The organism is Variovorax sp. GW821-FHT09D05, assembly GCF_059416325.1.
Map to the genome: position 1 here is coordinate 224,077 of NZ_JBWKOZ010000009.1, position 14,933 is coordinate 239,009.

Below are 14,933 nucleotides of genomic sequence, written 5' to 3' on the forward strand. Positions count from 1 at the left end.
TCCTTTGTCTTCCTTCCCGGGCAACGCTAGCGGCCGGACCGCATCAGGGCGGCCAGGCTCGCTGCGAACTGTTCGAGCGCGCTGAGATTGTGAACCGCCAGCATCGCGTCTGCTTGCCGGTGCAGAACACTGGCCCCACGCGCCAGAGGGGCGTAGCCCTCGAAGCGCAGCAAGGGGTTGAGCCACAGCAGGCGGCGCGAATGGCGCTTGAGCCACAGCAGCTCCTGCTCCAGCAGCGACGGCTCGCCGGTGTCCAAGCCATCGCTGATCACCAGCACCAGGGTGCGGCGGCCGGTCAGGCGGCGAGTGTGGGCTCGACGCAATTCGGTCAAAGAGCTGCCGAGCCGCGTGCCGCCCGCGAAGTCGTCGATGGCCAGGCTGGCGGCGCCGAGCATGGCGTCGGTGTCGGCGAGCCGGAAGGCGGGGGTCAGGTCGGTCAGGCGGGTGCCGAAGGCAAACACGTCGCGCCGGCCAGCCCGGCGGGTGGCTGCATGCAGGAAAGCCAGCAGCAAGCGCGCATAGCGCTCCATCGAGCCCGACACATCGACCAGCACCAGCAGCGGCAAGGGCTGCCGGCGCCGGGCCAGTTTGGGCAGCCGCAGGATCTCGCCGCCCGTGCGCGCCGCCTCGTGCAGCACGCCCGGCCAGTGCATGCGCGCGTGCTGCCGGTCCGCGTCGCCAGCCACGCGCAGGCGACGCGACGGCAGCTCGGGAATCGGCAGCCTGATGTCGCGCGCCAGCCGTTCGACCAGGCGGTATTCGGAAGCGCCGAGCGCGTTGAAGTCCGCATGCTGCAGGCGCTGGCGGTCGCTCGATGTCATGGCGGCGTCGAACTCGATCTCGCGGTCGGGCTTGGCCAGCTCGGCCGGCTTGGCAAGGTTGCGCGGCGCGGTGAGCGCCTCGCGCACGCGCGGCCGGCGCTTCGATGGCTCCGCCTTGCCTTCGGCGCTCGGCAGCATCTGCGCGAGCAGCTTGTTGGCCAGCTCCGGATCGCGGAACCAGGCGTCGAAGAGTTCGCGGAACACCATGCGGTCCTGCTCGCGGCTCACCATCACGGCTTCCATCGCGGCGCTCAGGTCGAGCCTGTCTTCCACGCCTACCAGCGTGGCCGCTTCGGCAGCCAGCGCGATGCGCATGGCGTCGGTGCGCACGCCGGCACGGCGCAGCGCACGGCCGAAGGCGGTGATGTTGCCGGCGAGCTTGCCGCTGCGAACGTCGCCGAGTTGCTGGATACCGGTGGTCGTCATGCCTCGGGCTTGAGCAGGTCCGACGCCAGCTCCCGCGTCAGCGCGGCCACGTCGTCGCGCTGCTTGAACAGGATGCCGGCGGTGTCGACCACCACCTCGGGGTCGAGCTCGACGGTGTCGAGCGCAATCAGCGCCCTCGCCCATTCGACGCTCTCGGCGATGCCGGGCGCGCGCTGGAAGGCGTTGACGAAAGGCGCCTCGCGCAGCCGCGCGACGAATGCCGACACCTGCGCCGACAGCTTCTCGCCGGCCTGCGGCACCTGTGCGCGCACGATGGCCAGTTCGCGCTCTCGCTCGGGATAGTCGAGCCAGTGATAGAGACAGCGGCGCTTGACCGCATCGTTGAGCTCGCGCGTGCGGTTGCTCGTGAGGATGGTGACGGGCGGCACCACGGCGCGTACCGTACCCAGCTCGGGAATGCTCACCTGGTACTCGCCCAGGTATTCGAGCAGGAAGGCCTCGAAGGGCTCGTCGGCGCGGTCCACCTCGTCGATCAGCAGCACGGCGCCGGGCAGCGGCGTCTGCAGCGCCTGCAGCAGCGGGCGGCGGATCAGGTAGTGCGGCTGGTAGACCTCGGCTTCCACGTCGCGCGCCGCGCCCGTGGCTTCGGCCGCGCGCATGTGCAGCAGCTGCGCCGCATAGTTCCATTCGTAGAGGGCTTCGCGCTGCTCGAGACCGTCGTAGCATTGCAGGCGCAGCAGCTCGCGGTTAAGAGCGGTCGACAGTGCTTTCGCCAGCTCGGTCTTGCCGACGCCGGGCTCGCCTTCGAGCAGCAGCGGGCGCTGCAGCTTGAGCGCAAGAAACACAGCCGTCGCCAGCCGCCGGTCGGCGAAGTAGCCGGCCTGCACCAAAGCTTCGGAGAGGGAATCGATGGTCGGAAAGATCATGGCGAAGCGTAGCGGAAGACGCGAGGGTATCGCGCCTTCCGGTGGGCAATCGGCAGCCCCGGCCTCTTCAGCCCAGGGCCTTGGTGACGGCGCGTTGGGTCAGCACGCTGATCAGGTTCGCGCGGTACGCAGCCGAGGCATGCAGGTCGCTGTTGAGATCGCTCGCGTCGATCTTCACCGCTGCAGCGGCGGCCGCGGTGAAGCTCTTGTTCAACGCGTCTTCCAGCCCGGCATGGCGGAACACGCCGTTGCCCGCGCCGGTGATCGCCACGCGCACGCCGCTGTCGTATTGCGCAAGGAACACGCCGACCAGCGGAAAGTTCGACGCCTTCTGGCGCAGCTTTTCGTAGACGGCGCGCTTCGGAATCGGAAAGCGGATCGCGGTGATCAGCTCGTCTTCTTCCAGCGCCGTGGTGAACAGGCCCAGGAAGAAATCGTCGGCGGCAATCTCGCGCTTCGACGTGACCACGGTCGCGCCCGAGGCGAGCACCGCGCTGGGGTAGCACGCCGCCGGGTCGTTGTTGGCCACCGAGCCGCCGATGGTGCCCATCGCGCGCACCTGCCGGTCGCCGATGCGCGAAGCCAGGTCGGCCAGCGCCGGGTAGGCGGCCTTCACGTCGGCGTTGTTCGCCACGTCGAGATGGCGCGACATGGCGCCGATGGTGATGGCGTTGCCGTTTTTCGTGATGCCGGTGAGCTCCTTGATGCCGCTGAGGTCCACCAGCTGTTCGGGCGCCGAGAGCCGCAGCTTCATCGAAGCCAACAGGGTCTGCCCGCCCGCCAGCGGCTTGGCGCCGGCGGCAACGAGTTTGGCCGCATCGGCCACGGTGGCGGGCCGTTCGAGTGTGAAGGCATACATGGTGTGATTCCTTCTTTGTTCTAGTGTTGGGCCACGGCCTGCATCGCTTCCCAGACGCGGCTGGGAGAGGCAGGCATATCGAAATCCTTGACGCCCAATGGCGCCAGCGCGTCGAGCACCGCATTGATCACGGCCGGCGGCGAGCCGATGGCCCCCGCCTCGCCGCAGCCCTTGGTGCCGAGCGGGTTGTGTGTGCACGGGGTGCACACGGTGTCGAGCTTGAATTGCGGAAAGTCGCCCGCTCGTGGCATGGCGTAGTCCATGAAGCTGCCGGTGAGCAGCTGGCCTGTCTCGTTGTCGTAGACGCAGTTTTCGAGCAGCGCCTGGCCGATGCCCTGCACCAGCCCGCCGTGCACCTGGCCCTCGACGATCATCGGGTTGATGATGGTGCCGAAGTCGTCCACCGCGGTGAAACGGTCGACCTTGACTTCGCCGGTCTGCTTGTCGACTTCGACTTCGCAGATGTAGGTGCCGCCCGGAAAGGTGAAGTTGGTCGGGTCGTAGAAGGCGGTTTCGTTCAGGCCCGGCTCCAGCTTGTCGAGCGGGTAGTTGTGCGGCACGTAGGCCGTGAGCGCCACCTGGCCGAAGGGGATCTTCTTGTCGGTGCCCTTGACCGTGAACTCGCCGTTGGCGAACTCGATGTCGGCGTCGCTCGCCTCCATCAGGTGCGCGGCGATTTTCTTGGCCTTGGTCTCGATCTTGTCGAGCGCCTTCATGATGGCCGCGCCCCCCACCGAGATGGAGCGCGAACCGTAGGTGCCCATGCCGAAGGGCACGCGGCCGGTGTCGCCATGCACCACGTCGACATTCTCGACCGGAATGCCCAGCCGCGCCGCGACGACCTGTGCGAAGGTGGTTTCGTGGCCCTGCCCGTGGCTGTGCGAGCCGGTGAACACGGTCACGCTGCCGGTCGGGTGCACGCGGATCTCGCCGCATTCGAACAGGCCCGCCCGCGCACCGAGTGCGCCGGCAATGTTCGACGGCGCAATGCCGCAGGCCTCGATATAGCTCGAGTAGCCGATGCCGCGCAGCTTGCCCTTGGCCTCGGTGGCCGACTTGCGCGCCGCGAAGCCATCGACCTCGGCCAGCACGCGGGCCTTGTCCATGCAGGCGTGGAAGTCGCCCGTGTCGTACTGCAACGCCACCGGCGTCTGGTACGGGAAGGTGCTGATGAAGTTGCGTTTGCGGATCTCGTCCTGCCCCAGCTTCATTTCCCAGGCGCAGCGCGACACCAGCCGCTCCAGCAGGTAGGTAGCCTCGGGCCGCCCCGCTCCGCGGTAGGCATCGACCGGCGCGGTGTTGGTGAACCAGGCGTCGACCTCGACGTAGATCTGCGGCGTGGTGTACTGGCCCGCCAGCAGCGTGGCGTAGAGGATGGTGGGCACCGCGGTCGAGAAGGTCGACAGGTAGGCGCCGAGGTTGGCGTCTGTATGCACGCGCAGCGCGAGGAACTTGCCGTCTTTGTCCATCGCCATTTCGGCGTGGCTCACATGGTCGCGGCCATGCGCGTCAGACAGGAAGCACTCCGAGCGTTCCGCCGTCCACTTGATGTTGCGGTTGAGCTGCTTGGCGGCCCAGGTCAGGCACACGTCTTCTGCATACAGGAAGATCTTGGAGCCGAAGCCGCCGCCCACGTCGGGCGCTATCACCCGCACCTTGTGCTCTGGCAGGCCCAGCACGAAGGCCGTCATCAGCAGGCGCTCGACGTGCGGGTTCTGGTTGGACACGTAGAGCGTGTAGTCGTCGGTGCCCCGGCTGTAGCTGCCGATGGCCACGCGCGGCTCGATGGGGTTGGGAATCAGCCGGTTGTTGACCAGGTCGAGCTTGGTGACGTGCGCGGCATTGGCGAACACCGCATCGACCGCCGCCTTGTCGCCCAGCGCCCACTTGTAGCACTGGTTGTCGGGCGCCTCGTCGTGCAGCACCGCGCCGCCGGCCTTCTTCGCCGCGTCGGCCACGCTCACGAGCGCGGGCAGCACGTCGTAGTCGACCACCACCGCCTCGGCCGCGTTCTTGGCCTGCTCGACCGTCTCGGCCACGACCATCGCGACATGGTCGCCCACGTAGCGCACCTTCTTGATCGCGAGGATCGGGTGCATCGGCTCCTTCATGGGGGTGCCGTCGGGGTTGTTGATGAGCCAGCCGCAGGGCAGACCGCCCATCTTTCCTTCGATGTCCTTGCCGCTGAAGATACCGATCACACCGGGCATCTTCAGTGCCTCGGCAATGTCGATCGACTTGATGGCGGCGTGGGCGTGCGGCGAGCGCACGAAGACCGCATGGCTCTGGTTGGCCAGCGTGATGTCGTCGGTGTAGTTGCCGGCGCCGGTCAGGAAGCGGTAGTCTTCCTTGCGCCGTAGCGCCTCGCCGATGTGCGGCAGGTTCGAGAAGTCGGAAGCACCCATGATGTCGCTCCCTTCATGCCGTTGCGGTTGTCTTGACGGGAGTGCCCGAGGCCATTGCCTCGCCGCCCATCTTCACTGCCTTCACGATGTTCTGGTAGCCCGTGCAGCGGCACAGGTTGCCGTCGAGCAGTTCGCGGATTTCCGACTCGCTCGACTTGGGGTGGTGGGTGCACAGGTCGATGGCGCTCATGACCATGCCGGGGGTGCAGAAACCGCACTGCAGGCCGTGGCATTCCTTGAAGGCCGCCTGCATGGGGTGCATGGTGCCGTCAGCCTCGGCAATGCCCTCGATGGTGGTGATGTCCGCGCCGGCAGCCTGGGCTACCAGCACATTGCAAGATTTGACGGCCCGGCCATTCACGTGGACGGTGCAGGCACCGCACTGGGCGGTGTCGCAGCCAACGTGGGTACCGGTGAGATGGAGGTGCTCCCGGATGGCATGGACGAGGAAGGTGTTGGGAGGAGCGTCGACCGTGACCTGACGGCCGTTGACCTTGAAAGCGACCTGCATTTGGCTGTCTCCGTTAAAGGTGATGGCTGTTTCAGCAAAAGCATCTTGGATGCCGACCTTTCGCACTATCCTAGGCAAAACCCTTGACACTTGCACAGACCGCGCGAAATTCTCAAAATGAAACAGCTTGCCGTCCGGCGAGCCAGGAAAAGCCGCCCCACACGCGCGAAAAACCACGATGCCCGTCTCTATCGTTTCGCCATCGCCTGAGCGTTCCCTGGCCATTGCCCAAGCCCGCCGCGAAGTGATCGAGGGCGAGTCGGCCGCCCGGGCGCGCGGCGCCGCCTGCGTCGATTCGTGGATCACCCGCTCCTGGCAGCGCTGCATCGAGGCCGGCCGCCGGCCCCAGCAGCGAGTCAGCTTCGACCCGGTGAGCCGCTCGGCCAGCCGCGACGTCGCCGAGCGCAACCGGGCGCTGGTCTCGGCGGCCCGCCCGGTGATAGAGCGGCTGTCGCGCGCCATTGCCGACACCCGTTATTTCGCCGTACTGACCGATGCCGACGGCATCGTCATCGACGTGGGCAACCTGCCTGACGGCGCCGACGCCGCCAGCCGGTATGCACGCGACATCGGACGCGTCGGCGTCGACCTGTCTGAGCGCGCCATCGGCACCAGCGCCATCGGCACCGCACTGGCCGAGCAGGAATCGGTGTGGCTGCACCGTGGCGAGCATTTCTTCGACGACACCGGCGTCTACAGCTGCGCCGGCGCCCCGCTCTTCGGCCCCCGTGGCGACTGCATCGGCATGCTCGACCTGACCGGCGTGCAGGTGGTCGAACGACCCGAGCTGCGCCACCTGGCCACCCTGTCGGCGCGCAGCATCGAGAACATGCTGGTGATGCGCGAGCCCTGCGAACTGCTGCTGCACCTGGCGTGGCCCGGCAGCACGAACAGCGAGGCCACCGAGGGTCTGCTGTGCATCGACGCCACCGGCAGCGTCACGGGCGCCAACGCGGCGGCCCGGCAGATGCTGCACCAGCCGCTGCCGCGCAGCGAGCATGCATTGCACTTCAACGACCTGTTCGCGCTGCCGCTGCACATGATGTTCGACGCGGCCCGACGCGCCGACGCGGTGCTCGAAGTGCCGCTCTGGTCGGGCCTTCGAGTGCAGGTGCGACCCCAGCGCAGCAGCACCAGCGGCACGGCGGGCGCGCCTGCTTCCGACACCCGCCCGCGGCTGCGCGATGTGGAAACCGCGCTGATCCGCAAGGCAGTGGCCGATGCGCGCGGCAATGTGGCGGAAGCGGCGCGGGCCCTGGGCATCAGCCGGGCGACCGTCTACCGCAAGCTGTGGCGTGGACGGCCGGCCGGCGCGCCGGATTGAGCGCCGGCGTTCAGCTTTCGTTCAGGCTCAGGCGCCGACCGGCACCTTGTCCAGAAAGCCCGTCACCGAACTGAGCTTGCCTGCATCGAGCCGCACGAAGTCGGTGCCCTGAATCAGGTCCTCCGCCCCGCTCGGCCCCAGCGTCCATGAGAAGCGCAGGTGGTCGCCATGCGCATCGGCCTTGCCCAGCAGGCTGAAGCGAAAGCCTGGGTAGCGCTGGTGCACCACGCCGACCAGCGCACTGATCTGCTCGTGCCCGCTGGCCTGCGCCATAGGGTCCACGTAGCGGGCGTTGGCGGTCCACCCGGCTTCGATCAGCGCGGCGCGGCGCGCGGCGTCGGTTTCGTTCCAGACGGCGATGTAGCGTTGGGCGATCGCGGTGGCATCGTGTGCGGCGGTGTTCATGATGACGATTCCTTTCGAGGGTTTCGACCCGCAACATCGCGGGGTGAAGGAATGGTCGCGTCGCACGCGATTCGCGTCGATGACGTCTCAGGTCATGCTGCAGCGTCCATCGAGGCGTTCGCATCCAGCGGAAACACCGGCCGACGCACCTTGCTGAACGGGAACAGGCTGTAGTCCGAGCTCGTGACGCCCGGGCTGTCGCACTCCACCAGCGCGGCCGACAGCGGCTCGAACACCGGCCGGCAATACATGCGCGACTTGAGCAGCAGAAAGCGCTCCTTGCGCGGATCGAGCCCCGCGCATTCGAAGACGCCGATGTCCCAAGGCTCCTGCGTGCGCTCGGTCACCACGATGCGCGCCGTGTCGATGTCGAACAGCACCGTGCGCCCCATGCTGCTGCGCTGGCCGGTGTAGGTGGGACCGGTAATGACGTACTCGCCGTCGCTGATGGTTCGCACGGTGCCCGTCAGGCGCACCGGCGTCTTCGAGAGGCCGATGCCTTCGAGCGAGACCTTGTTGCCGAGCGCCACCGTCACCTGCGCGCCCTCGCCCGCCGCGACCAATTGCGCCACCGCTTCGGGGTCGCACAGCGGCCCGACGCCGATGCCGTGCAGCCCCTGCGCCAGCGCCTCCTGCAGAACGTCCATGGTGTCGCAGCTGCCGCCGGACATGCAGTTGTCGCCATGGTCGAGCAGCAGCACCGGGCGCGTCGCGCCCTCGGCAATCAGCTTCGCGCGCCCGATCGACTGCGCCAGCGGTTCGCTGCGGTAGATGAAGGCCTCGCGCTCGCTCCACATCTGCGCGGCGATGCGGTCGGCCGTGGCCTGTGCGCGCTCGGGCGACTGCGCATCGACGACGATCACACTCATGCACGGCGACTCGATGTCCGACAGCGAGAAGCCCGCGAGGATCGACACCGCGAGCGACTCCGACTTCTCGGCCTCGCGCGCCGCCTCGATGGCGCGCTGCATCGCGCCGGTGAACGACGCGCTGCGCAGCGTGTGCGCCATCAGCGGCAGCCGGTGCCAGCGCATTGCCGGCTTGCTGCGCCCGGCCAGGAGGTCGAGCAGCAGGCGGCCGGCGTGCTCGCCGGTTTCGTACATGTCGATGTGCGGATAGGTCTTGAAGCCGACGATCACGTCCGCGTTTTCCACCATCTCGGGCGTGACGTTGGCATGCAGGTCGAGCGCCACGCCAATTGGCACGCCCGGTGCCGCCGCGCGCAGGCGCACCAGCAGGTCGCCTTCGCCGTCGGCGCTGTTCTGCGCCACCATCGCGCCGTGCAGGTCGAGCAGGATGGCATCGCAGCCCGCAGCCGCATCGACGATGCATTGCGTCAGCAGCGTGTAGGCCTGCGCGTCGACCGGCCCGCTCGGGTTGGCCGAAGCCGACACCGGCGTGACGAGTTCGGCGCCGGCCGCTTCGGCCAGGTCGATGAAGGCCGACATCGCCGTGCGCATGCCCTTGTTGTCGCGGTAAGCCTGCTCGCCGAAGATCGGCCCGTCGGGCCCGAAGGCCGCGAGCGGCGTGGGCACGGGCGAAAAGGTGTTGGTCTCGTGGTTGAGGCGCGCTATCAAGACTTTCATTGAGCAAACTTCCCGCCGCTTGCCAGCATCGTGATGTCGCCGAAATTCGAACCGTTGCGGTTGTCGGCCTTGAACGTCAGCATGTAGCCACCCAGGTTCATGGGCGGCGAGGTCTCGATGGTTCGCCTGAGCGATTCGGTGGTGATCGGCCCCTTGACACGCTGCAGCGCTTCCGCAAACGCCTTGGCCGTGATGTAGCCCTCCAGGCCCAGGTAGGAGCCCTCGCCCTCGCTGCCCGCACTCTTGCGCGCGCGCTGGTACTCGTCGACGATCGGGAAGCGGGTCTTCCAGAACGGCGGCATCACCTGCGACAGCACGATGCCGCGGCTCTTCTCGCCAAGCTCCTTGTAGAGCAGGAAAGAACTGGCCACCGAGTTCGTGTAGATCTGCGGATGAATCGGCGCAGCGACCAGCGCCCGGATCATGTTGATCGCCGGCATGCCGGCCGCAATGACGTACACGGCCTGCGCGCCGCTGGCAATGACCTGCTGCGCGGCGCGCGTCGGTTCCTTTTCCTGCGGGTCGAAGCGCAGCGCCAGCACCTGGGACAGCCCGTTCTTCTGGAGCGCGTCTATCGCGTCCTTCTCGATGCCCTTGCCGTACGCGTCGTCGCTGGAGACGATGGCGATGCGCGTCAGGCCCACCGTTGCCAGGTGGGTCATCACGCGGCGCACTTCGTCGGCGTACGACTCGCGCACGTGATAGATCGGCACCTTCGGCCCGCGCAGCACCGCAGCACCGGTCAGCCCGCCGAAGATGAAGCTGTCGTATTTCGCCGCCACGGGCGCCATGGCCGCACCAATGCCGGTGCCCATGGTGCCGAAGAGGCAGACCACGCGGTCGGTGCCCAGCAGCTTCTCGGCGTTGGCCGCGGCCTTGTCGGCCGCATAGACATCGTCGTACGTGATCATCTTGACGGGCCGCCCGCCGATGCCACCGGCCTTGTTCAGCTGGTCGAACAACAGCGTCTGGCCTTCCATGAACGCGAGGCTGTTGGGTGCCAGCGGCCCCGTCAGTACCGCGGACTGGCCCACCAGGATGGGTTCGGCAGCGCCTGCCGGCACCACGGACCATGCGAGGGCAAGCGCCATCAGGGCGCGGCTCCACGCCTTCACGACACGACTCCCGCGCTTTGCAGCATGGCTTGCAGCAGCACGTTGCAGCCGGCTTCGAGATGGTCGGGCTGTGCGTCCTCGATCTCGTTGTGGCTGATGCCGTCGAGACAAGGCACGAAGATCATGGCCGTGGGGCACACGCGTGCGAGGTACACCGCGTCGTGGCCCGCGCCGCTGATCACGTTCATCCAGGTCATGCCCTGCGCCTGCGCAGCTTCGCGCACTGCGGACACCAGCTTCGGCGTAAAGGGCTGCGGCTGGAAGTACACGACCTGCTCCACCGACATCTCGACCTTGCCCTTCGTGGCAATGCGCTGCACGGCTTCTTTCAGTGCGGCGTCCATGGCCGACAGCACCACGTCGTCGGCCGCGCGCAGGTCGACGCTGAGCTTCACGCGGCCCGGGATCACGTTGCGCGAGTTCGGGTAGTTGTCGATCCAGCCGACCGTGCCGCGCCCATGCGGCGCGTGGGCGAGCGCAATGCGGTTGACCTCGATCACGAGTTCGGAAGCGGCCAGCAGCGCGTCCTTGCGCAGCTCCATCGGCGTGGGGCCGGCATGGGCTTCCATGCCTTGCACCACCACGTCGTACCAGCGCTGGCCCAGCGCCCCTTCGACCACGCCGATCACACGTTCGTTGGCTTCGAGCACCGGGCCCTGCTCGATGTGCGCCTCGAAGTACGCGCCCACCGGCGATGTTGTTGCCGATGCAGGCGTGCTGCCCGCGTAGCCAATGGAGGCAAGCGCGTCGGACACGCTGACGCCGTCGTTGTCGCACTGCGCCAGTGCATGCTCGAGCGTGAACGCACCGGCGAACACGCCGGAGCCCATCATCACGGGCACGAAGCGCGAGCCTTCCTCGTTGGTCCACACCGCCACTTCGAGCGGCGCCTCGGTTTCGATCTTCGCGTCGTTCAGGCTTCGGATCACCTCCAGCCCCGCGAGCACGCCGTAGTTGCCATCGAACTTGCCACCGGTGGGTTGCGTGTCGATGTGGCTGCCGGTGGTGACGGGCGGCAGCGCGTTGTTGCGGCCAGCGCGGCGCGCGAAGATGTTGCCGATGGCGTCCACGCGGACTTCGCAGCCCGCCTCGCGCACCCAGCGCACGAACAGGTCGCGGCCCTGGCGGTCGAGGTCGGTCAGCGCGATGCGGCAGACGCCGCCTTTCTCTGTGGCGCCGAGTTGCGCCAGTTCCATCAGCGAGTTCCAGAGCCGCTGGCCGTCGATGCGGAGTTCAGTGTGTGAGTTCATGGCTTTGCGATAAGGATGAGTGTTGCGGGAAGCCTCAAGCAAGGCCCACGCCCAGATAGCGGTCTTTCACTTCATGGTCGGCCATGAAGGCTGCGTTGCCGGCCTCGTGCACGATCACGCCCTGCTCCACGATGTAGTGGCGGTCGGCCAGCTGCACGCAGACTTCGAGGTTCTGCTCGACCAGCAGGATGGCCACGCCGGCCGCCTTGATGGTCTTCAGCTGCGCGACGATCTCCTCGACGATCACCGGCGCCAGGCCCTCGACCGGCTCGTCGAGGATCAGCAGGCGCGGGTGGTTCATGAGCGCGCGGCCAATGGCCAGCATCTGCTGCTCGCCACCCGAGAGCTGCCCGCCGCCGTTGCGCCGCCGCTCCTTCAGGCGCGGAAAGATGCGGTAGATGTCGGCAAGTTGCCAGGGCGATTCGCGCCGCAGGCCGAGCAGCAGGTTTTCTTCTACCGTCAGCAGCTTGAAGACGCCTCGGTGCTCCGGCACCAGGCACACGCCGCGCGTGGCGATGCGGTGCGGCGGCATGCCCGCGATATCGGCGCCCTGGAAGCGCACACGCCCGCTCGTGGGGGTGACCGCACCAGCAATGCTCTTGAGCGTGGTCGACTTGCCCGCGCCGTTGCGGCCCAGCAGCGTGACGAGCTCGGCCTCGCCCACGCGCATCGAGATTCCCTGCAGCACGTGGCTCTTGCCGTAGTGCGCATGGAGTTTTTCGACTTCGAGGATGTTCTGGCCGCTCATGCCTTGCCTCCGGTGATCATGTTGCCCAGATAGGCCGTGCGCACGCGCGCATCGGCACGGATGTCGCCCGGCAGTCCCTCGGCGAGCACGCGGCCCAGTTGCATCACGGTCACGGTGTCGGAAATGTCCATCACGATGTTCATGTTGTGCTCGATCAGCACCACGGTGTGCCGGTCGCGCAGGCTGCGAATGAGCTGCTTCATGTCGTCGAGATCGTCGATGCCCATGCCCGATGTCGGCTCGTCGAGGAAGATGGCCTTCGGCCTGGCGGCCAGCGCCATGCCCACTTCGAGGCGGCGCTGCTGGCCATGCGAAAGCTCGCTGGCCGGCGTGTTCGCCAGCCGTTCGAGCCCGACGCGCTGCAGCACCTCGTCCACCGTCTGCGTGCAGGCCAGTTCGCCAACCGGCGCGCGCCAGCAGTTCATGGCCTGGCGCGGCGAAACGCCCTGCGCCGCCACGCGCAGGTTCTCGCGCACCGACAGGCTGAGGAACAGCGCCGTGACCTGGAACGAGCGCGCCATGCCGCGCTGCACGCGCCGGTGGTCGGGCTCGCGCGTGACGTCATGGCCATCGAACAGGATGCGTCCGCCAGTGGTCGTGCCGGTGCCCGTGAGCATGTGGAACAGCGTGGTCTTGCCCGCGCCGTTGGGGCCGATCACCGAATGCACGGTGTTGCGCCTGATCTTCAGGTCGACCCCGCCGAGCGCAGCGAACTTGCCGTAGTGCTTGGTGACGCCAATGGCTTCGATGAGAACGTCGCTCATGCCTTCTCCCCTTGCGCGGCAGGCGCGTTTGGAGCCGGTGGCGTCCGCCGGAAGATGCGTTTCCAGATGCCCTCGCCCAGCCCCCAGAGCCCGCGCTGCATGCCGATGCTCACGCCGATCAGCAGCAGCCCAAGCAGCAGCAGCCAGCGCGGCCAAAGCGTGGAGAGCCAGTCGGCCAGCAGCACATAGAAGGCCGAGCCCAGCACCGAGGCAAACAGGTTGCCGGTGCCGCCGATCACGGTGATGACCAGGATCATCTCGCTCGTGTGGTACTCGGCGTTCGACAGCGGCGCGATGCCGGTCATCATGGCGTGCAGCCCGCCCGCCAGGCCGGTGACGGCACCCGAGATCATGAAGGCCAGCAGCTTGAAGCGCTTGAGGTCGTAGCCCACGGCGGCGGCCCGGTCCTCGTTGTCGCGGATGGCGAGCAGCGTGCGGCCGAAGATCGAATCGGTCACGCGCAGCAGCAGGCCGAAGGCGATCAGGAAGATCACCGCGACGAAGGCGTAGTACTTCCACGGAGTGTCCATGAAGCCGGGGCGCGGCACGTCGAGCAGGCCGTTGTCGCCGCCCGTGAGGTCGGTCGCGGTGTAGGCGATGAAATAGAACATCTGCGCGAAGGCCAGCGTGAGCATCACGAAGTAGGTGCCGCGCTGGCGGATGGCAACCCAGCCGACCACCGCCGCGCCGATCGCCCCCATGGCCATGGCCGCGAGCAATGCGAGCGGCATGGGCAGGTGCAGGCGCGTGAGCAGAATCGCGATGGTGTAGCTGCCCAGCCCGAAGAAGATGCCCTGCCCGAAGGACAGCAGCCCCGTGTAGCCCAGCAGCAGGTTGCAGCCCAGCGCTGCCAGCGCGTAGATGAGCACTTCGCTCGCGAGCGAGCCCGAGCTCAGCACCAGCGGCAGGCCCAGCGCGGCGATCAGCGCCAGGAGGAATGTGATTTTTCTCGGCATGGCGTCGTTCATCCTTTGCGGCCGAGCAGGCCATGCGGGCGCAGCAGCAGCACGGCTGCCATCGCGATGTAGATCATCAGACTCGCCCCCGGCGGCCAGATGGTGCTCATGAGGCTTTGAACGATGCCGATCACCAGCCCGCCCACGAGCGCGCCGCCGAAGCTGCCGAGCCCGCCGATCACCACCACCACGAAGGCCACGCTCAGCGCCTCGACGCCCATGAAAGGCTCCGCACCCCGAATCGGCGCTGCCAGCACCCCGGCCAGCGCAGCAGTGGCCGCACCGAGCGCGAACACCAGGCTGAACACGCGGAACACGTTGATGCCGAGCAGCGACACCATCTCGGTCGATTCGCTGCCCGCGCGCACCACGCTGCCCAGGCGCGTGCCTTCGAGCACCCACCACAGCAGCACCGCGAGCACGGCGGTGAAGCCGATCACGAACAGCCGGTACTTGGGATAGACGAAGGCGCCCCACATGACCACGCCCTGCAGCAGGTCGGGCGTGGCCACGCTGTTGCCCAGCGGGCCCCAGAACACGATCACGATCTCCTGCACCGCGAGCGCGAGGCCCACCGTCACGAGGATGTGGAATTCGTGCGCCTTGGCATACACGCGGCGCAGCAGCAGCTTCTCGGCCAGCCAGCCCAGCGCGCCGACGGCTAGCGGCACCACGAGCAGTGCGACCCAGAAGTTCAGGCCCCACTGCATGGCCTGGTAGCACAGGTAGGCACCCAGCAGATAGAAAGCCCCGTGCGCGAAGTTCACGAAGCGCAGCAGGCCGAACACGATGGACAAGCCAACGGCCAGCAGGAAATACAGCATGCCGATGCCGATTCCGTTGATGGTCTGGAGCAGGTAGACGGACATGGGCGCG

General features: G+C 67.5%; 14 protein-coding genes. 1 reads left to right on the plus strand and 13 read right to left on the minus strand.

Features of this window, described 5'->3' with window-relative positions:
• Positions 1-26 precede the first annotated feature (26 nt).
• The 5 genes from AC07O3_RS24640 to AC07O3_RS24660 all read right to left on the minus strand — a co-directional run bounded on the left by AC07O3_RS24640 (position 27) and on the right by AC07O3_RS24660 (position 5,909).
• Positions 27-1,247, minus strand: a complete 1,221-nt coding sequence (locus tag AC07O3_RS24640; RefSeq protein WP_495340556.1) for a vWA domain-containing protein — start codon at positions 1,245-1,247, stop codon at positions 27-29.
• On the minus strand, positions 1,244-2,134 hold the full coding sequence (locus AC07O3_RS24645; RefSeq protein ID WP_093050042.1) for an AAA family ATPase: 891 nt from the start codon (positions 2,132-2,134) through the stop codon (positions 1,244-1,246). The genes AC07O3_RS24640 and AC07O3_RS24645 overlap by 4 nt, the downstream gene beginning before the upstream one ends.
• Positions 2,135-2,201: 67 nt before the next feature.
• Entirely contained in the window at positions 2,202-2,993 is a 792-nt protein-coding gene (locus tag AC07O3_RS24650) for an FAD binding domain-containing protein (RefSeq protein ID WP_093050039.1), read from the minus strand.
• A gap of 20 nt (positions 2,994-3,013) precedes the next feature.
• A complete protein-coding gene (locus tag AC07O3_RS24655; protein ID WP_093050036.1) occupies positions 3,014-5,398 on the minus strand; it encodes a xanthine dehydrogenase family protein molybdopterin-binding subunit in 2,385 nt (794 codons plus the stop codon).
• A gap of 13 nt (positions 5,399-5,411) precedes the next feature.
• Positions 5,412-5,909, minus strand: a complete 498-nt coding sequence (locus AC07O3_RS24660; protein WP_495340557.1) for a (2Fe-2S)-binding protein — start codon at positions 5,907-5,909, stop codon at positions 5,412-5,414.
• 178 nt (positions 5,910-6,087) lie between these two features.
• Here AC07O3_RS24660 and AC07O3_RS24665 point away from each other — a divergent pair, with 178 nt between their 5' ends.
• A complete protein-coding gene (locus AC07O3_RS24665) occupies positions 6,088-7,233 on the plus strand; it encodes a helix-turn-helix domain-containing protein (protein ID WP_093075305.1) in 1,146 nt (381 codons plus the stop codon).
• 27 nt (positions 7,234-7,260) lie between these two features.
• Here the strand turns inward: AC07O3_RS24665 and AC07O3_RS24670 are convergent, their stop codons facing one another.
• From AC07O3_RS24670 to AC07O3_RS24705, 8 genes are all read right to left on the minus strand, one after another.
• Complete coding sequence (locus AC07O3_RS24670) at positions 7,261-7,638, minus strand: nuclear transport factor 2 family protein (protein WP_440533781.1); 378 nt, start codon at positions 7,636-7,638, stop codon at positions 7,261-7,263.
• Positions 7,639-7,730: 92 nt separating this feature from the next.
• Complete coding sequence (locus tag AC07O3_RS24675) at positions 7,731-9,224, minus strand: M81 family metallopeptidase (RefSeq protein ID WP_495340558.1); 1,494 nt, start codon at positions 9,222-9,224, stop codon at positions 7,731-7,733.
• On the minus strand, positions 9,221-10,339 hold the full coding sequence (locus tag AC07O3_RS24680) for an ABC transporter substrate-binding protein (protein WP_440533779.1): 1,119 nt from the start codon (positions 10,337-10,339) through the stop codon (positions 9,221-9,223). The genes AC07O3_RS24675 and AC07O3_RS24680 overlap by 4 nt, the downstream gene beginning before the upstream one ends.
• On the minus strand, positions 10,336-11,589 hold the full coding sequence (locus AC07O3_RS24685; protein WP_495340559.1) for a Zn-dependent hydrolase: 1,254 nt from the start codon (positions 11,587-11,589) through the stop codon (positions 10,336-10,338). Before AC07O3_RS24685 ends, AC07O3_RS24680 begins: the two co-directional genes overlap by 4 nt.
• A gap of 34 nt (positions 11,590-11,623) precedes the next feature.
• Positions 11,624-12,337, minus strand: a complete 714-nt coding sequence (locus AC07O3_RS24690) for an ABC transporter ATP-binding protein (protein WP_093050016.1) — start codon at positions 12,335-12,337, stop codon at positions 11,624-11,626.
• A complete protein-coding gene (locus tag AC07O3_RS24695; RefSeq protein ID WP_093050013.1) occupies positions 12,334-13,101 on the minus strand; it encodes an ABC transporter ATP-binding protein in 768 nt (255 codons plus the stop codon). Before AC07O3_RS24695 ends, AC07O3_RS24690 begins: the two co-directional genes overlap by 4 nt.
• Positions 13,098-14,057: a branched-chain amino acid ABC transporter permease gene (locus AC07O3_RS24700; protein WP_093076048.1), complete on the minus strand. Its 960-nt coding sequence runs from the start codon at positions 14,055-14,057 to the stop codon at positions 13,098-13,100. The genes AC07O3_RS24695 and AC07O3_RS24700 overlap by 4 nt, the downstream gene beginning before the upstream one ends.
• An 8-nt stretch (positions 14,058-14,065) precedes the next feature.
• Complete coding sequence (locus tag AC07O3_RS24705) at positions 14,066-14,926, minus strand: branched-chain amino acid ABC transporter permease (protein WP_495340560.1); 861 nt, start codon at positions 14,924-14,926, stop codon at positions 14,066-14,068.
• Positions 14,927-14,933: the final 7 nt, after the last annotated feature.